We start from the raw sequence: 14930 nt of genomic DNA, 5'->3' as shown, positions 1-14930 counted from the left end.
ATCTGACCAAATTGGCCAGACCATCGTGGTCGGAGCGCCATCCGGGGCGAATGTCCATAGGGTTCACCGCCGGTCACCAATACGTGCCGCGTGCGACGGCAGCCACCGCGCGGGCGGGCTTACTGCAAGGGCAGGTTCGGTCGCTCGCCCGCCGCCGCCCGGAGCCTGTATCCGACGCCCGGCTCATTCTGGATCAGGTTGGGCCGCGCCGGATCGGCCTCCAGCTTCTGCCGGAGATTTCGGACGATGATCCGCAGATAATCGACCCGCAGCGCGTGGGCCGGACCCCAGACGGTGCGCAGGAGCTGCGCATGGCTGATCACCCGATCCGGACGCCGCGCGAGTTCGGCAAGCGTCTCATACTCCTTGGGCGACAGATGGACCTCCTCTCCCGCGCGGCGGACGCGGCGGTGGGCCAGGTCGATCTCGACCTCTCCAACGCGAACCAGCTCCTGCTCGGCGCTGCCCACAAGGCGGTGGCGCAACGCAGTACGGATGCGGGCGAGCAATTCTTCGGTATCGAAGGGCTTGGTCAGATAATCGTCGGCGCCCAGGTCTAGCGCCGCGACCTTCTCGGCCACATCTTCGCGCGCCGACACGACCAGCAGCGTGGCGGTCGAGCGTGCCTTGATTGGCTGGATCAGCTCGATCCCGTCGCGGTCGGGCAGGCCAAGGTCGAGCAGGACCACATCGGGCTTTTCGATGTCGAGCAGCGACAGCCCCTCGCGCGCCGTGGCGGCCTCCACGGCCACATGCCCCGCGCGCTGGATGGCGGCGCGGAGCAGGCGGCGGATGTGGACGTCGTCCTCGATGATCAGCAGCTTGGTCGGCAAGGCCATGGCCTCGTTTAGGGCTGCGCCGCCGTCCGGTCGAGGGCGCGATTGAGCGCGAGGACATTCACCCGATCCTGACCCAGCACGCCGACCAACGGGGTTTCCGTGTGACGGCGGACCAGCGCGGTGACCGTTGCGCGCGGCAGATCGCGTGCAGCCGCCACACGATTGACCTGCGACAAGGCCGCTTCGGGGCTGATATGGGGGTCGAGCCCCGAAGCGGAGGTCGTCACCAGATCGGCGGGGACCGATTGTGCTGGTGAAGTGCGGTTGGCGTCGGCGTCGGCCTTGACCCGGTCGACCAGTGCCCGGGACGTCGGGCCGAGGTTCGAGCCGGCCGAAGCCGCGGCGTCATAGCCGTCGGCCCCGGCGGCCGAGGGGCGACCGTGGAAATAGCGGTCGCCGCTGAACTTCTGGCCGAGGAGCTCGGAACCGATCACCCGGTCGCCGTCGCGGATCAGGCTGCCATTGGCCTGATGCGGGAAGGCCAGTTGCGCGACGCCGGTGATCAGCGCGGGATAGGCCAGGCCAAGCAGCAGCGCGAACACGGTGGTCAGCACGAGTGCGGGGCGCAATGCGGTCTTAAGGTCGGTGAGCATCTTCTTCTCTTTCTCCCCTCCCGCTTGCGGGAGGGGTCGGGGGAGGGCCTGTAAGGAGGGCGCGATCCGTAGTGACAGGCCCTCCCCTAACCCCTCCCGCAAACGGGAGGGGGACTAGGCGAGGTTGAGGCCGGTCACGGCCAGATCGATGAGCTTGATGCCGATGAACGGCGCGACGAGGCCGCCCAGGCCATAGACGGCGAGGTTGCGGGCGAGCAGCGGACCCGCCGCCATCGGCTTGTATGCGACGCCCTTCAGCGCCAGCGGGACGAGGCACGGGATGATCAGCGCGTTGAAGATGATCGCCGACAGGATCGCGCTTTCGGGCGACCCCAGCCCCATCACGTTGAGCACGCCAAGCCCCGGATAGAGCGCAACGAACATCGCCGGGATGATCGCGAAATATTTGGCGACATCGTTGGCGACCGAGAAGGTGGTCAGCGCACCGCGCGTCATCAGCAGCTGCTTGCCGAGGCCGACGATCTCGATCAGCTTGGTCGGATCGCTGTCGAGATCGACCATGTTGCCCGCCTCGCGCGCTGCCTGCGTGCCCGTGTTCATCGCCACGCCGACATCGCTCTGCGCGAGCGCGGGCGCGTCGTTGGTGCCGTCACCGCACATTGCGACCAGCTTGCCGCCCGCCTGTTCCTTGCGGATCAGTGCCAGCTTGTCCTCGGGCGTTGCCTCGGCCAGGAAATCGTCGACCCCGGCTTCGGCGGCGATCGCGGCGGCGGTGAGCGGGTTGTCGCCGGTGATCATCACCGTGCGGATGCCCATGCGGCGCAGCTCGGCGAAGCGTTCGCGCACCCCGGCCTTGATCACGTCCTTGAGCGCGACCGCGCCGAGCAGGCGACCGTCCTTCGCAACTGCGAGCGGGGTCATGCCGGCGCGGGCGATCTCGTCGGTCGCGCGGCGCAGCTCGGCGGCGGCTGGCGTGTCGCCCAGGCCCGGATTGGCGCGCAGCACCGAATCCACCGCGCCCTTCTGGATCAGCCCCTCGGCGATCTTGACGCCCGAAATGCGGGTCTGCGCGGTGAAAGGGATCACCTCGGCCTCGGCGGGCAGGCTGGGCACCGATATGCCGAACTTCTCGCGCGCCAGGACCACGACCGAGCGGCCTTCGGGCGTCTCGTCGGCCAGGCTGGCGAGCAGGGCGGCGCGGGCGAGATCCTCGACCGCGACGCCGCTCAGTGCGCGAAACTCGCTGGCCTGACGATCCCCGATGGTGATCGTGCCGGTCTTATCGAGCAGCAGCACGTCGATGTCGCCCGCCGCCTCGACCGCGCGGCCCGATTTGGCCAGCACGTTGAACCGCACCAGCCGGTCCATTCCGGCAATCCCGATCGCCGACAACAATGCCGCGATGGTCGTCGGGATCAGCGTGATCAGCAGCGCGGCGAGGATCGCGACCGGGATGCTTCCACCGGCATAGCTGGCAAATCCCGGGATCGTCGCGACCGCGATCAGGAAGATGATGGTCAGGCCGACCAGCAGGATCGTCAGCGCGATCTCGTTCGGCGTCTTCTGCCGCTCGGCACCTTCGACCAGCGCGATCATGCGGTCGAGGAAACCCTGACCCGGCTCCTGCGTCACGCGCACCTTGATCCGGTCGGAGATGACGCGAGTACCCGCGGTGACGGCCGAACGGTCGCCGCCCGCCTCACGGATCACCGGCGCGCTTTCGCCGGTGATCGCGCTTTCGTTGACCGATGCGACACCCTCGACCACCTCGCCATCGGCGGGGATCAGGTCGCCGGTCTCGACCAGCACCATGTCGCCGCGCTGGAGCAACGATGCGCCGACCAGGCCCCAGGCGTCACCGACACCGATCAGGCGCTTGGCCTGAAGCTCGGCCTTGGTCGCGCGCAGCGACGCAGCCTGCGCCCGCCCCCGCCCCTCGGCCAGCGCCTCGGCAAAGGTGCCGAACAGCACGGTCAGCCACAGCCACACGATCAGCTGGATCTGGAACGGGATGGCGAGGCTCTCGCCCCCGATACCGAGCAGCAATGTCAGCAGCAGCGCCACCGACGCGGTCACGAACATCACCGGGTTGCGGATCAGCTGGCGCGGATCGAGTTTCTTGAACGCGTCGCCGATCGCCGGGAGGATCAGGTCAGCGGTGAACATGGATTTGGTGGTCATCGTTCGGCACTCAGAACAGCTGGCCGTGGACCATCGCGATATGATCGGCGATGGGTCCAAGCGCGAGCGAGGGGAGGAAGGTCAGGCCGCCGAGGATCAGGATGATTCCGACGAGCAGGCCGACCCACAGGCCGCCGGTGGTCGGGAACGAACCCGCGGTTTCCGGCGTGTATTTCTTGGCGGCGAGGCTGCCCGCGATGGCGAGCACCGGCACGATCACGAAGAACCGGCCCAGCCACATCGCGACCCCCAGCAGCCCGTTGTAGAAAGGCGTGCCCGCGGTCAGCCCGGCAAAGGCCGACCCGTTATTCCCGGTCGCGGAGGTGAAGGCGTAGAGGATTTCCGAGAAACCATGCGGCCCCTTGTTGAGCGGCCCCGCCAGCCCATCGGGCAGCACGGCGGCCAGCGCGGTGAAGCCGAGGATGCTCAGCGGCAGGATCGCGATGGCGAGTACCGCCAGCTTGACCTCCCGGCTCTCGATCTTCTTGCCGACATATTCCGGCGTGCGGCCGACCATCAGCCCCGCGACGAACACGGCGAGGATGGCGAACAGCAGGAAGCCATAGATGCCCGCACCGACGCCACCGATCACGACTTCGCCCAGCTGCATGTTGAACAGCGGGATCATGCCGCCCAGCGGGGTGAAGCTGTCATGCATCGCATTGACCGCGCCGCATGACGCGGCAGTGGTGACGACCGAGAACAGCGCGCTCGCGGCGATGCCGAAGCGGACTTCCTTGCCCTCCATATTGCCGCCCGCAACGCCGAGCGCGTGGAGGTTCGGGTTGCCGGCGGCCTCGGCCCAATAGGTGACGCCCGCGCCGACCGTGAACAGGATCAGCATCGCGGTGAGGATCGCCCAGCCCTGGCGCGTGTTGCCCACCGCCTTGCCGAAGGTCCAGGTGAGGCCAGCGCCGATGGCGAAGATCGACAGCATCTGCACCAGATTGGTCAGCGCATTGGGATTCTCGAACGGATGCGCGCTGTTGGCGTTGAAGAAGCCGCCGCCATTGGTGCCGAGCATCTTGATCGCCTCCTGCGAGGCGACCGGGCCAAGCGCGATCGACTGCTTCACGCCCTCAAGCCCCGTCGCATCGACCAGGCTGGCAAAGGTCTGCGGCACGCCATTGGCGACAAGGAACAGCGCATAGACGATGCACAGCGGCAGCAGCAGATAGAGCGTGACGCGGGTGACATCGGCCCAGAAATTGCCGAGCCCGCTCACCTGCCGCCGCGCAAAGCCGCGGAACAGCGCAAAGGCGATGGCGATGCCGGTCGCGGCGGACAGGAAGTTGTGGATCGTCAGCCCCAGCATCTGGCTGAGGTTCGACAGCGCAACCTCACCCGAATACCATTGCCAGTTGGTGTTGGTGGTGAAGCTGATCGCGGTGTTGAACGCGCCATCGGCGATCATCCCGGTGAGACCGCGCGGATTCATCGACAACACGCCCTGCAGGCGCAGCACCGCATAGGTGAACAGCAGCAAGGCGAGGTTGAAGATCAGCATGTGCAGCGCGTAGCGGCGCCAGCTCTGCTCGACGGTCGGATCGATCCCGGCAAGCGTGTAGAAGCCACGCTCGACCGGCCCGAGCACGGCGTGCAACGGCGTGCGGCGCCCTTCATAGAGCGCGAAGAGCCACAGCCCGATCGGCTTGGCGAGCGCCGCGACCAGCGCGACGAAGAGGAGGATCAACCCCCATCCCTGGACAGTCATAGGATCTGGACTTTCAGAACTTCTCGGGCCGGACGAGCACGGCGGCGAGGTAGATGAGCAGGGCAAGCGCGGTGATGCCGGCGAGGGTCAGGTGAAGGCTCATCTCACGCCTCGTCACACAGGCGCAGATAGGCGAGCGTCGCGAGGAACAGGCCGCCGAGCACGGCGAGCCAGATCACGTCAGACATGAGGGAAGACATGGGGGGCGGACTCCGAATGGTTTCGGAGGGTCAATTAGGCGCGGACCCCGTTAAGGTTCGCCGGTGAATGCGGGCGCGGGGCATTAAGAAAGCATATAGATCGCGATGGCCGCTGGACTTTCCGCCCCGCTTCCCCAACCCCGTTTGCCCTGAGCCTGTCGAAGGGCTTCCCATGCGCTGTATGGGACGGGGCTTCGACAGGCTCAGCCCAAACGGACGATCTGGTTGACGATGACGGACTCGACACGCCCCTCCCCCGACGCCCTGTTGCGCGCCGCGAAGCGCGAACAACGCGGGCGCCTCAAAATCTTCCTCGGCGCCGCACCCGGCGTCGGCAAGACGTTCGAGATGCTGCGCGAGGGTGCCGAACGGCTGCATGCCGGAACCGATGTCGTGGTCGCGGTGGTCGAAACCCATGGCCGCGCGGAAACGCAGGCGCTGGTCGCGCCGTTCGAGGTGATCGCTCGCCGCGCCCTGCCCTATCGCGGGCATGAACTGGAAGAAATGGACCTCGACGCGGTACTGGCCCGCCGCCCGCAGCTCGCTTTGGTGGACGAGTTCGCCCACACAAATGTCGAGGGCAGCCGCCACCCCAAGCGCTGGCAGGATGTGATGGAGCTGCTCGACGCGGGCATCCATGTCTATACGACGCTCAACGTCCAGCATGTCGAAAGCCTCAACGACGTCGTCGCAAGCTTCACCAAGGTCCGCGTGCGCGAGACGGTGCCCGACAGCGTGTTCGACGGCGCCGAGATCGAGGTGGTCGACCTGCCTCCCGACGAGCTGATCGAGCGGCTGAAGGAGGGCAAGGTTTACATCCCCGCCGAAGCCTCCCGCGCGCTCGGCCATTTCTTCTCCAAGCCCAACCTGTCCGCGCTGCGCGAAATGGCGCTGCGCCGCGCGGCACTGAGCGTCGATCAGGCGCTGATCGAGCATCTCGACGCCAGCGCCCTGCCCGGCACCTTCGCCGGGGGTGAGCGGGTGCTGGTCGCGATCAGCGAGCTGCCCGGTTCGGACGCGCTGGTGCGTGCCGCCAAGCGGCTCGCCGATGCGCTGCGCGCGCCATGGCAGGCGGTCTATATCGAAACCCCGCGCGCCGAGCAGTTCGGCGAGAGAGACAAGCGCCGTATCGCCGACGCGCTCAGCCTCGCCGCGAGCCTTGGCGCGACGATCGCGACGGTGCCCGCCGCCAGCGTGATCGAGGGGCTGGCGACGCACGTTCAGGGGATGCGCGCGACCCAGCTGGTGATCGGCAAGTCGGTGCGCAGCTGGTGGTTCGCACTGCGTCACGGGTCGGTGGTCGATGCGATGCTGCGGTCGAGCGCAGGGCTGGCGGTGCATGTCATCCCCGCGACAGAGCCGGGCGAACGCGCGGCAGCGCGGACGGCGCGCAAGGGGCTGTGGGGCGATCCCGGTGGATATGCCGCGATCGTCGCGATGGTCGCCGCGACCACCCTGTTTGGAAAGCTGGTCGAACCCTGGATCGGGCTGGGCGGGGTCGACCTGATCTTCCTGTTGCCCGTGATTGTGGCGTCGGGCCGGTTCGGGTTGCGACCGGGGCTCGTCACCGGGCTGCTCGCGGGTCTTACCTACAACTTCTTCTTCCTCCCGCCGCTCCACACTTTCACCATCGCCGACCCGCAAAGCCTGCTGACGATGTTCGTGCTGATCGGCATCGCCGCATTCACCGCGAACCTGGCCGCAAAGCTCAAGGCGCGGGCGACGCTGGGCGCACGCGGTGCGCAGGAAAATGCCGCCATCGCCGCCTTCGGTCAGGCGCTGGCACGTGCATCGGACTGGGAATCGACCAGCCGGATCATCTGCGAAGAGGTCTCGCAGCTGCTCGACGTCAACGTCCTCCTGCTCAACCGCCGCGATGCCGCGCTCGTCACCGTAGCCAGCTGCCCCACAGCCGAAGGCGAACTGGGGCCGGTCAACGCCGCCGCCGCCGACTGGTCGTGGGATCGCGGTGAGTCGGCGGGAGTCGGCACCGGGACGCTCAACGCCGCCGACTGGCAGTTCCACCCGCTCAAGACCGCACTCGGCGTGCTCGCGGTGATCGGCATTGCCCGCACCGACGGACGCGACCCGGTGCGCGCCGACCGCGCGGTGCTGCTCCAGACCCTGTTGGGTCAGGCGGCACTGGCGCATGAACGGCTGAAGCTGGAGGATGAGGTCCGCGAGGTCACGATCCTCAAGGAGCGCGACCGGCTGCGCGCGGCGCTGCTGTCATCGATCGGGCATGATCTGCGCACGCCGCTGACCTCGGTCGCCACCGCAATCGACGCCATCGCGCTTGACCATCCTGGGGCGCCGAGCCTGCCGATCGCGCGGATGGAGGTCGCCCGGCTGCGCCGTTTCCTCGATAATCTTGTCGACATGGTGCGGATCGATGCCGGCGCGCTCGAACTGCGTCCCGAGCCGATCGATCTGACCGACGCGATCGGCGGCGCGGTCCATGACCTGAAGGACCTGTTCCGCGGGCGGCATATCGACCTGCGCGTCCCCGCCAATCTGCCCTTCGTCACCGCCGATCCGACGCTGCTCCATCATATCCTGATCAACCTTCTCGCCAACGCCGCGCAGCATGGCGGTGAAACGGGCACCATTACGATCGAAGGCGCCCGCACGCGCGACGCGGTCGAGCTGTCCGTGCGCGACGAAGGGCCCGGCCTCGTCGAAGGACAGGAGGCGCTGATCTTCGAGACATTCGCGCAAGGGCGCGGCGGCGATCGCCATGGCGGCAGCGGGCTCGGGCTCGCCATCGTCAAGGGGTTCGCCACGGCCATGGCAGTTGACGTCGAGGCCCGCAATCACCCCACCAGCGGAGCCGTCTTCACCCTGCGCTTTCCCGAACAGCTGCTGCCGGGCGCCCCAGCCGCATCCTAGGCGCGCGCCACAGGCCCTGGCCGCTCGGGCCAGAGAATTGCACGCTTTCAATGTGTTGGATTGGTGGAGCTGATCGGCCAACACGCGTCACAGCGACTTCTGGCTCGCGTCTCTTGACCGTCACATCTTCCTTGGATCGGAGACAAGAGGATCGATGAGGTGACCAGCGTAATGGTCTGAGACACGCGCGAGACCGCCGCCGCGACTCATGCACCGTGCGCGCTGCGCTCAAAGGTCGTGGTTGCTGCGCACCCGCTGCAACAGCATCGCAACGATCGATGCGATTACAGCGGTGCCGGCAACGGCGGACCAGCCTGCGAAATTCCAAGCGGTAAGCGCAACTGCCGATCCGGCCGCGCCGCCAACGAACATGATCCCCATGAAGAGCGTGTTGAGCCGCGCGCGGGCATCCGGCTGCAGCGCATAGATCAGTTGCTGATGCGAGACGAGCGCACTTTGCACGCCGAAATCGAGGAGTAGCACGCCCAAGATAAGGCCGGCGAGCGAAGTCCACAGGCCGAAGATCACCCAGGCTAACAGCGTCGCGGCGGTCCCAAGTAGGATCACCGATCGCGCACCGCGACGATCCGCTAGCCTGCCGGCGATCGGCGCGGCGAGCACGCCGACTGCGCCGACGATGCCGAACAGGCCCGCAACGTCCGCACCATAGGCGAAAGGCGGCGTCTGCAGGCGTAGCGCGAGTACGGTCCAGAACGCACTAAACCCGGCGAACAGCAGCGCCTGGGTGACCGATGCACGGCGCAACACCGGATGCGCAACCCATAGATGCACGAGCGAGCGAAGCAGAGTGCCATACCGCAAGCCGCTGTCGGGTAGGCTGGCGGGCAAACGCACCGCCATCAACATGGCGGCTGCAAGTGCGATCGGCACTGCCACCCAGAACATCTCGCGCCAGCCAGCATGCGTCGCGACGACACCGGCGAGCGTGCGGCTGAGCAGGATGCCACTCAGCAGTCCGGCCATGACTGTGCCGACCGTGGCACCGCGGCGTTCCGGAGCGGAGAGATGCGCGGCGAAAGGCACGATCTGCTGCGCGACGGTGGCGAACACACCGACCGCCAGTGAGGCGGCGACGACCAGCAGGGGCGTCGATGCCGTGGCCAACAAGGCAAGGACGAGCGCCAGCGCGATGAACTGCACGACGATGAGCCGCCGGCGCTCGACCAGATCGGCCAGCGGCACGAGCAGGAACAGGCCCGCCGCATAGCCGAGCTGAGTCGCGGTCGGCACCCATGCGGCAGTGGATCGCCCCAGGTCGCCGGCCATCAAGCCGAGCATTGGCTGGTTGTAATAGATGTTGGCGACCGCAATGCCCGCCGCCACCGCCATCGCAAAGACGGTGCTGGTGCGCGGAGCCGCCGGGCTGGTGGCGGGGACGTCAGAGGGTATCGCGGTCATGGCATGTTCCTGCTGAGGGGGGCGCGGAGCGGCCGGTTGCGGCGCCCCGCGCTGGTTTCACTCGACGTCGACCAATACGATCTCGGCATCATCGATCGCCGTCACGGTGATCGAGTCGACGTCGCTGATCGCGACACCATCGCGGGCCTCGGCTCGGACGCCGTTGACTTCGATCAGGCCGGTCGCCGCGACGAGATAGGCCTTGCGGTCCTTGCCGACCGGATAGATCGCCTGCTCGCCCGCCAGGATCGTCGCTCCCACGACCCGCGCATTGGTGCGGATCGGCAGTGCATCACTGTCGCCGTCATAGCCGGAAGCCAGCGTCACAAACTGGCCAGCGCGTTCGTCCTTGGGAAACGGCTTTGCGCCCCACTGCGGCTTGTCGCCCGCCCGGGTGGGAATGATCCAGATCTGGAAAATCTGGGTCTCATCCGGCTCCATATTATATTCCGAGTGGCGGATGCCGGTGCCGGCGCTCATCACCTGCACGTCGCCCGCCTCAGTCCGCCCCTTGTTGCCGAGATCGTCTTGGTGGGTAATCGCGCCTTTGCGTACATAGGTGATGATCTCCATGTCGCGGTGCGGGTGCGCGGGGAAGCCGGTGCCGGGCGCGATCGTATCGTCGTTCCACACACGCAGATTGCCCCAGCTGGTGCGCGCCGGGTCATGATATCCGGCGAACGAGAAATGGTGCTTGGCGTCGAGCCAGCCATGATTGGCACTGCCAAGGCTGGCAAAGGGGCGAAGTTCGATCATCTCATGTCTCCTGACGCCGGCAATCCCGCCGGCCATGAGGTTGGAGATAAGCCTTGCCGACATTTTCGATCAGAGGGATAAACTGCGGCATATCGTTCGACGGAGTTGAATAGTGAGCGAACCCGGCACGCCGACCCTGGACCAACTGCGCGTGTTTCTCGCCATTGTCGACGAAGGGAGCTTTGCCGCCGCGGGGCGCAAACTCAATCGCGCGGTCTCGGTCATCAGCTATGGCATTGCCAACCTTGAGGCGCAGCTTGGCCTGACGCTGTTCGAGCGATCCGGCACGCGCAAACCGGTGCTGACGATCGCCGGTCGCGCGATGCTTTCCGAGGCGCGCGCGCTGGCGCAGGACATGGACGGGCTGCGCGCCAAGGTGCGTGGGTTGCTCACCGGCCTGGAGGCGGAAGTCGATCTGGCGGTTGACGTCATGCTGCCCGCCCATCGGCTGGGCCGAGTGCTGCGCGCGTTCGCGAGTGAATTCCCCACGGTCTCGCTGCGGCTGCATGTCGAGGCATTGGGCGCGATCGCCGCGATGGTGCTGGATCGCACCGCTGTCATCGGCATTTCCGGCCCACTCGCCGCCGGGGTCGAGGGGATCGACAGCGTCGCCGCAGGCTCGCTGCCGATGATCCCCGTCGCCGCCCCCGATCACCCGCTCGGCCGGATGGCCGCGATCCCGCCCGGCGCAGCGCGCGGCCATACGCAGCTGGTCCTGACCGATCGCTCGCGCTTTACTGAAGGCCATGATTATTCGGTGACCAGCCACAAGACGTGGCGGCTCGCCGATCTCGGTGCCAAGCACGCGCTGCTGCGCGAGGGGATCGGCTGGGGCAACATGCCGGGGCCGATGATTGCGGGCGATCTGGCGGCCGGGACGCTCGTACGCCTGGTCATGCCGGACCATGTCGGCGGCACCTATCGCTTCGCCGGTATCTGGCGGCGCGACACCCCGCCGGGGCCCGCCGCCGCCTGGCTGCTCGACCAGTTCGTGGCGCTGGGCCGCGAGGATGCCGAGGAAGCAGGTCTGGGCGACATTTAGAAGCGCAGCATCGCCTCGGCCCCGATCATGCGGATCGGGCGGGCGCTGCCGGTCTGACGGAGGAAGTCGCCGGGCTGGAAGATCGAGGCTGACGCCGAAAGCCCGAGGATCGGCGTCGCCTGCCAGCCAAGCGACAGCTCGGCCTGATTGCCGATATGGCGGGCCGTCGCGGTGTCGGCGGGACGGATCAACTGCCCCGGCACGTCATAGACGCCATCGCCGCGGCTGAACCGCCAATAGGCAATTGCGGCCAGCTCGACCGACAGGTTCGACCCGAGATCGGCGTCGATGCCGGGGTGGACATTGATGATATTGCGCGGGCCGATCGGTGAGAGTTCGCCGAAATATTTGCCCTTTGGGAACATCGCGTTGAACGTGCCGAGGCGGCCATCAGCAGGGCTGCGATCGCCGCTCGCGATGTTGGCGCGCAGGCGAAGGCGCGGCTGCATCGTTCCGCTCAGCGTATACGCGGTTTCGGTGGCGATCGACCAGGCACGGACCGTCTGCCCAGCAAAGCTGCCGCGTTGGAGCATCGCTTCCCAGTTCCACGCGATCGGCCCCTGCTTGCCGAACAGCCGCACACCGAAGGTGTCCCGTCGCTCGTCACCGACCCGGCCGCCGAACCGCGCTGCCGCGTCGCCATAGTGCAGCCAATAGAGATCGGCATTGGCAAACCCGTTCAGGGGGAGCGTTGCGTAGACGCCGTCGAGGCGCTTGGTCGGCGAGCTGCGATCGTCGAAGCTGCCGTGGCGGGCCGCGACCGGGCGCAGATGCAGTGCCTCGAGCTTCCACGCCCCGCGCTGCCAGCCTACCCGTGCGCCGTCGAACGGCTGCGGTATGTTGGGACCATAGCGCGTGCCGACCAGCCGCTCCGATCCCAGCGCAACCAGCTCACGCCCTCCGCGCAGGGTCAAAATGCCCCCGGCAACGGGCAGTTGGGCGTCGACAAAGCCCTGGAGCAGATCGACCCCGGTGCGGTCCACCGGCCCTGCCCCGCCGGCCACCCCGATGGCGTAACCGGCGATCCCCTGCACGAAGGCGCGGATCGGACCGGCTTTCGCGCTCGCCAGCGGCATGAAGCGCAGCCAGAGATAGCCGTCATCGGCGCCCGTCGGGGACTGACCCCACAGATTGTCGGCGAACCCCTCGTACCGCGCCCGCGCTTCGCCACCCAACGTCAGCGTGACCTCGCCATCGGCGTCGAGCGGCCGTGCCTTCAGCCGCTCCCACCAGTGCGCGTCGCGTTGCGCGGTGGCGGACGCTGCCGACCAATCCTCGTCATAGCGAAGATTGGTCTGTGCGACCTGTGCCCGCGCCGTCCCAGATGCCAAGGCGAGCGCAGCTAGAAACGCCACCCACTTCATCGCGAGATCAGGTGCCGCACCACCGGCGGCGCATCCTCGCGCTGAAAGGCGCGCACCGCATCCTGCTGCACGCGATCAGCATTCGTCACCCGCTCATGCTGGCGCAGATGCTCGAGCCAGCTTTCGACCGTGAAGGTTTCGAGCACCAGACCCGGTTCGGCGGCGTCCTCATAGACGCCCCAATGAATCGCACCGTCACGGCGGCGAATGCGGTGCATGTCCTGCATCGCCGCGAAGAAATCCGGCACGCGCGCGGGGTCGACGCGATACTCGATCGTCACCAGCACCGGGCCGCGATCATGCTCCACCTCGCCGTCAATCAGCGGCGCGGGCCAATGCAGCGAAGGCGCGAGATCGAGCTTCGCCATCCCATCAAGCGGATAGAGCATCGCGAGCACCAGCGTGACGGCCGCGAGCAGGCCGGCAGCGGCAAGCAACGTCAGCGGCACGCCGATCTGCCCGGCGACACTACCCCACAGCGTCGAGCCGGCGGTCATCGACCCCTGGAAAACGAGCAGATAGATGGCGAGCGCGCGCGCCTTGACCCAGCCGGGCGAACTGGCCTGCGCGCCGCCGTTCAGCGATGCCATCATCGCGATCCAGGCAAAGCCGCCTGCACCCAGCGCCATGGCGGCAGTGGCAAAGCCATTGGCTTGCGAGAGCCCGGCCATGGACGCGGCGAGAAACAGCGACGCGGCGACCGTCGTGCGGTTCGCGCCGAGCTTGCCGCGCAGCCGCGGCATCAGCATCGCACCGGCGATCGCACCCAATCCCATGAAGGTGAGCAGCCCGCCATAGCCCGCCGGTCCTAGTCCCAGATCCCGCCGCGCGATGATCGGAAGCAACGCCCAGAGCGCGCTGGCGAACACAAAGAAGCCGACCGAGCGGATCAGCACGGTCTTCAACTCCGGTGCGCGCATGGCGTAGCGCAGCCCTGCACGCATCGCACCCAGGAAATGCTCGGCGGGTAGCCGACGCTGGGCCCCATCGCGCCGCCAGCGCCACAGCACGGTGATTACGCCGAGCACCGACACGGCGTTGAGCGCAAAGACCGCGCCGGTGCCGGCCGCCGCGATGATGACGCCGCCCAGCGCGGGGCCGATCGCACGCGCGATGTTGACGCCCAGGCTGTTGAGCGCGACCGCCTGTTGCAGCGCTGGTTGCGGCACCAGCTCTGGCACGATCGCCTGAAAAGTCGGGGCGGACAGCGCGGCGCCGACCGCGATGGCTGCGGTGAGCGCAAGCAGGATCCAGGCATTGGTCAGGCCGGCAAAGGTGCTGAGCGCCAGGACTGCAGTGGCGGTGAGGCCGAACAGCTGCGCGCCGATCAGCAGCTTGCGCCGGTCGACGATGTCGGCGAGCGCCCCTGCGGGCAGCGCAAGCAGGAACATTGGCAGCGTGGTCGCAGCCTGAACCAGCGCGACCATGAGCGGATCGGCCGACAGCGAGGTCATCAACCAGCCTGCCCCGACATCGTGCATCCAGGTGCCGATGTTCGACACGATGGTCGCGATCCAGATTGCGCGGAAAAGCTTGTTGCTGAGCGGCTTGTCGCTGGACGCGGTCATTGTGTGCGCTCCTGCAGGATTGCAGACAGCATCAGTCCGCCGATCAACCCGACATGCTCGAGAAAGGTGTTGCGCTCGTGCAAGCGCGCGATCGGATCGGCGATCGTCCAGAACGGGTGCGCGATCAGCGTCGCGAGCGCAGTGAAGACCCCCAGCGCGCCTGCGCCAAGCCACGCGCCACGTCCGACGATGATGGCCAGTGATCCGGCCAGCTGCACGAAGATGGTGAGCGCTGCGATCAGGATCGCCGGTTGCAGCCCGAAATGCGCCGCCTCCCCGACCGCACCGTTCCAGTTGGCGATCTTCGCCAGCGCACTGGTCCAATAGGGCAAGGTGAGCAGTGTGGCAGCGCAGGCCGCGAAGCGGCGGTCGACAAGCAACTTGGCAATCGGACCGGGCGTCAT

Annotated in this window: 12 protein-coding genes; 2 read left to right on the top strand and 10 right to left on the bottom strand. The window is 67.3% G+C overall.

The annotated features are described in order from the left end of the window. Positions 1 to 119: 119 nt before the first annotated feature. The 5 genes from ACO05N_RS06900 to ACO05N_RS06880 form a co-directional block, all read right to left on the bottom strand. Positions 120 to 839: a response regulator gene (locus tag ACO05N_RS06900; RefSeq protein WP_422056422.1), complete on the bottom strand. Its 720-nt coding sequence runs from the start codon at positions 837 to 839 to the stop codon at positions 120 to 122. An 8-nt stretch (positions 840 to 847) separates the two neighbouring features. Then, positions 848 to 1432, bottom strand: coding sequence for a potassium-transporting ATPase subunit KdpC (kdpC, locus tag ACO05N_RS06895; RefSeq protein WP_422056421.1), 585 nt, complete (start codon positions 1430 to 1432; stop codon positions 848 to 850). Positions 1433 to 1546: 114 nt separating this feature from the next. Next, positions 1547 to 3574, bottom strand: a complete 2028-nt coding sequence (kdpB, locus tag ACO05N_RS06890) for a potassium-transporting ATPase subunit KdpB (protein WP_422056420.1) — start codon at positions 3572 to 3574, stop codon at positions 1547 to 1549. Positions 3575 to 3584: 10 nt separating this feature from the next. Next, positions 3585 to 5288: a potassium-transporting ATPase subunit KdpA gene (gene kdpA / locus ACO05N_RS06885; protein ID WP_422056419.1), complete on the bottom strand. Its 1704-nt coding sequence runs from the start codon at positions 5286 to 5288 to the stop codon at positions 3585 to 3587. A gap of 13 nt (positions 5289 to 5301) precedes the next feature. Further along, complete coding sequence (locus ACO05N_RS06880) at positions 5302 to 5391, bottom strand: potassium-transporting ATPase subunit F (RefSeq protein WP_224919938.1); 90 nt, start codon at positions 5389 to 5391, stop codon at positions 5302 to 5304. A gap of 328 nt (positions 5392 to 5719) precedes the next feature. Between ACO05N_RS06880 and ACO05N_RS06875 the strand changes: the two genes are divergently transcribed. Further along, entirely contained in the window at positions 5720 to 8377 is a 2658-nt protein-coding gene (locus ACO05N_RS06875; RefSeq protein ID WP_422056418.1) for a DUF4118 domain-containing protein, read from the top strand. A gap of 228 nt (positions 8378 to 8605) precedes the next feature. Here ACO05N_RS06875 and ACO05N_RS06870 read toward each other — a convergent pair whose 3' ends face one another. Together ACO05N_RS06870 and ACO05N_RS06865 are read right to left on the bottom strand one after the other, a co-directional pair. Continuing rightward, positions 8606 to 9796 (bottom strand): MFS transporter, encoded by a 1191-nt coding sequence (locus ACO05N_RS06870; RefSeq protein WP_422056417.1) that lies wholly within the window; start codon positions 9794 to 9796, stop codon positions 8606 to 8608. Positions 9797 to 9853: 57 nt separating this feature from the next. Next, the gene (locus ACO05N_RS06865) at positions 9854 to 10552 is read right to left on the bottom strand and encodes a pirin family protein (protein WP_422056416.1); all 699 of its coding nucleotides are present in this window, start codon (positions 10550 to 10552) and stop codon (positions 9854 to 9856) included. A gap of 112 nt (positions 10553 to 10664) precedes the next feature. Here ACO05N_RS06865 and ACO05N_RS06860 point away from each other — a divergent pair, with 112 nt between their 5' ends. Continuing rightward, positions 10665 to 11594: a LysR family transcriptional regulator gene (locus ACO05N_RS06860; protein WP_422056415.1), complete on the top strand. Its 930-nt coding sequence runs from the start codon at positions 10665 to 10667 to the stop codon at positions 11592 to 11594. Here the strand turns inward: ACO05N_RS06860 and ACO05N_RS06855 are convergent. The 3 genes from ACO05N_RS06855 to ACO05N_RS06845 are packed head-to-tail and all read right to left on the bottom strand — an operon-like array spanning position 11591 to position 14930. Beyond that, on the bottom strand, positions 11591 to 12958 hold the full coding sequence (locus ACO05N_RS06855; protein ID WP_422056414.1) for an alginate export family protein: 1368 nt from the start codon (positions 12956 to 12958) through the stop codon (positions 11591 to 11593). The two genes, ACO05N_RS06860 and ACO05N_RS06855, sit on opposite strands and share 4 nt — an antisense overlap. Further along, positions 12955 to 14526 (bottom strand): MFS transporter, encoded by a 1572-nt coding sequence (locus ACO05N_RS06850; RefSeq protein ID WP_422056413.1) that lies wholly within the window; start codon positions 14524 to 14526, stop codon positions 12955 to 12957. The genes ACO05N_RS06855 and ACO05N_RS06850 overlap by 4 nt, the downstream gene beginning before the upstream one ends. Further along, entirely contained in the window at positions 14523 to 14930 is a 408-nt protein-coding gene (locus ACO05N_RS06845) for a DoxX family protein (protein WP_422056412.1), read from the bottom strand. The genes ACO05N_RS06850 and ACO05N_RS06845 overlap by 4 nt, the downstream gene beginning before the upstream one ends.

Source organism: Sphingomonas sp., assembly GCF_965227385.1.
GTDB lineage: Bacteria > Pseudomonadota > Alphaproteobacteria > Sphingomonadales > Sphingomonadaceae > Sphingomonas.
This window is presented reverse-complemented; position numbering and strand designations above follow the sequence as displayed.